This window comes from Idiomarina sp. UBA4206 (assembly GCF_002383015.1).
Classification (GTDB): Bacteria; Pseudomonadota; Gammaproteobacteria; order Enterobacterales; family Alteromonadaceae; genus Idiomarina; species Idiomarina abyssalis.
The window spans coordinates 1-2,790 of record NZ_DFTS01000047.1; the positions used below are offsets into that span (position 1 = coordinate 1).

Sequence of the window (2,790 nt, forward strand, 5' to 3'; positions counted from 1 at the left end):
GTGTTAGTTCAGGGGAAAGGTCACAAGCTCCCCAGCAAGCATTAAACACTCCTATATATTCTTAGCAATCAAACCTGCTTTCAAAAGCCCGCCTTTGGTAAACAGTTTGGCTGAAAATTTAGGGTTCCTGCGCGACTTATACGCCTCCAGTATTTTCTTCAGGCCAGCGGCTTCCAACAGTGAAATGTTCACTTCGGTATCCATTTCAGCAGACTCAACAAAGTCATTAGAAAAGCTGGGGGCAACAATGAGCACTTGCGCGACTCGCTTACCGGCACCTTCACAGCGTGTGACATAAGCTTTCACTTGGCGGGAGGTCGTTGAGTACTTCGCAAAGTCCCCTTTCTTTGAGGTTTTCGCTTCGCCAATAATAATATCGTCTTCACTCAATGACAGCAGGATGTCAGCTTTGTCTTTGGCGGTATTAATGTCGCGGCGCAAGTCTTCGTCAACTGTTAAGCCAAGCTCTTCAAATATAGCTTTGGTGACCTCTTCAAACTTAATACCTATATCAGCTTCGGCTATTTCAATATTCTTCTGCTTCAGTGCTGCTAAGTCACGTTTTGCCAGGGCTTCGTAATTCTCTACCAGCTTATCTGTAGCATCGGCAAAGCTTTCAAGAATCACCTGTCGTGGGTCGCCTCTGCGCGTTATACCCATATCAGACTTCAGGCTCTTTACCTGCTCGTTCGACAGCATAAACAGGATGTCGTACGGCGTTATCGCAAGAGCACGAAGCTTTTCAACGTCTATGTCGTGATTAGGCTCAAGTTCGAACTCGCCCTTTAACATTTTCGGCAATTGCGGAAGGTGCTGACTGAGCGTTGAAAACAGCGACTTGTACCCTGTTGCCGATAAAATATTAAATTCATGCTCTGTAGAGGAGTTCAGCGCGCCAATAATTAGGTTGCACCTCTCTTCCAGCGTTGTGCCAAGCTTATCGAGCGCAAGCTGCAAGTCATCAATAAGTGTTTTCAAACGCTCTTTTTTCTCAGTCACGCCCGACTGTTCACCGTGCATGTCGTCACTCAGAATTTGGCTGACTGATAAGCCCATTTTGAAAACGGTATCAATTTTTTCGTCACGATTGACACCACGAATACGCTTGTCATGGCTTTTCAGGATATTGGAGAGCTCGGCGTCAGAGAATGTCCGTAAAATTCGTAGAAGATGTTTGTCTGCAAGCTCTTTAGATTGAATTCGGTGCAACAGCGCAACTATTTCATCGGGCACATAAACGGTCTGATGCTTCTTAGATACGAAAACAATGCCTATTTCACGTAGCTGATTCAGACAGTCAGAAACGCCTGTTTTGGGAATGGGATCGATTAAATGCTCAATGGCAACACGATTGTCGGCCGTTACATCCAGTTTATGCGCAAGAACATTCAGTATTCCGCGTTCTTCATCGGTAATTTTACCTTCGCGGTTCGAGCGCTCGTCATTATGCAACGCTTCGTGCAGACAGGCGTAGTAAATGCCCAGGCGCTTCGGTTCGTCATAAACCTCTGTTTGTTCAGCTTCATCGAAAAGCGCTTTCAAGCTCTTCGCCTGAGCGTCAATTTGCTTCCATTCTTTTTCGTACAGCTGTTCTATCCAGGAAACACGTGCCACACAGTTGCCGTCACGACTAAGAATATTCACCAAAAGTGCGGCCTGAGCGCCACTTAACGCAAGCTGCGACTTAACTTCTTTTTGGAATAACGGCTGTGCAAGTTTGAATAGTTGAGTAACTTCACCACTGGAAGCGTTTTTAATTTGACCATCAATATTCTTGAACTGCTTTGCCACTTGCTTATTGTGTGAGCTCGCTTCTGTGCATATGCGATCAAGAAAATTAATGAATTTAGACTTCTCAAACTGGTTAACAGTAGACAGAACATTGGAAAGTTTCATGACGCACCGTTCCTTGGCTAGGTTAATTATTCACCAGTTAAGTTACTCCTTTATAACAACATTGCAACCCAGGGTTACGAAACTGCTATTAGTTGAACTACATAGGCTACCTCTAAGAGCTAAGTCGCTAAATTTATAATATGATGTCTAAATCAATCGGTAACGCTTAAGAGAAAACCAATAATGGATGAGTTTATCGCGAACGGATTTACCAACTTAGTTGAGCACTATAAAAAATCAATGAATGTATTTCGTCCCTGTAGACCCGGTGGAGAAGTACTCGAACAGAATTTAGTAACCGCGTTTTTAATGGGATGTTTAAAAAAGCCGACAGAGGCTCACTGGGGGTTAGAAGTTCCATTTGTGGGTGACTCAAAGGCGAAAGTGCATTCATCTGATAAAACTCGAGGTAATGATTTTTTTATTCTCAACAGCAAGTCAATTCGTTCTAGAAAATGGAGAAACCATCTAGACGGCTTCATCTACGCTAATGAAACCCTCTATTTAATTGAAGCCAAGCGTGATTATCCCGCAACAGAGTTCTTAAAACAGATTAAAGCCGATTATGATCGCCTTCACTCAAAAGAGCTTGCTCTTAGTTTTCACTCAATGCTTAACCGACCGGATGTATATGACAAGCCATTTGGAAATATAAAACAGGTCAAGGCGGTATTACTTGCTGACACTTGGCGTCCGACCAACTTCAAGCTATGGGAAGATGCTTTTTACAAACCTAGAGGGCATAAGAGCGCTTATGACTTATCGTGGTTAAAGCCAATGCAAAGAAGAGCTTGCGATTTAGGTTTTGAATCTTCTCAATCCGCTAGCGAGTCTTACTCCCTATTAATTGCTCAGACAGACGATATGGCGGGCAGCAGAGAGATCATTAATAAT

Annotated in this window: 2 protein-coding genes; one reads left to right on the forward strand and one right to left on the reverse strand. The window is 43.5% G+C overall.

Translation table 11 applies throughout. The features are described from left to right. Nucleotides 1–51 precede the first annotated feature (51 nt). Complete coding sequence (locus B3180_RS10595) at nucleotides 52–1,896, reverse strand: hypothetical protein (RefSeq protein WP_278358398.1); 1,845 nt, start codon at nucleotides 1,894–1,896, stop codon at nucleotides 52–54. A gap of 183 nt (nucleotides 1,897–2,079) precedes the next feature. Here B3180_RS10595 and B3180_RS10600 point away from each other — a divergent pair. After that, nucleotides 2,080–2,790, forward strand: a 711-nt coding sequence (locus B3180_RS10600) for a hypothetical protein (RefSeq protein ID WP_286844411.1), incomplete at its 3' end; no start/stop codon positions are given.

Bases quoted from the DNA above. Each gene is read 5' to 3' on its own strand.
- B3180_RS10595 (WP_278358398.1), bottom strand. From the start codon at position 1,896: ATGAAACTTTCCAATGTTCTGTCTACTGTTAACCAGTTTGAGAAGTCT.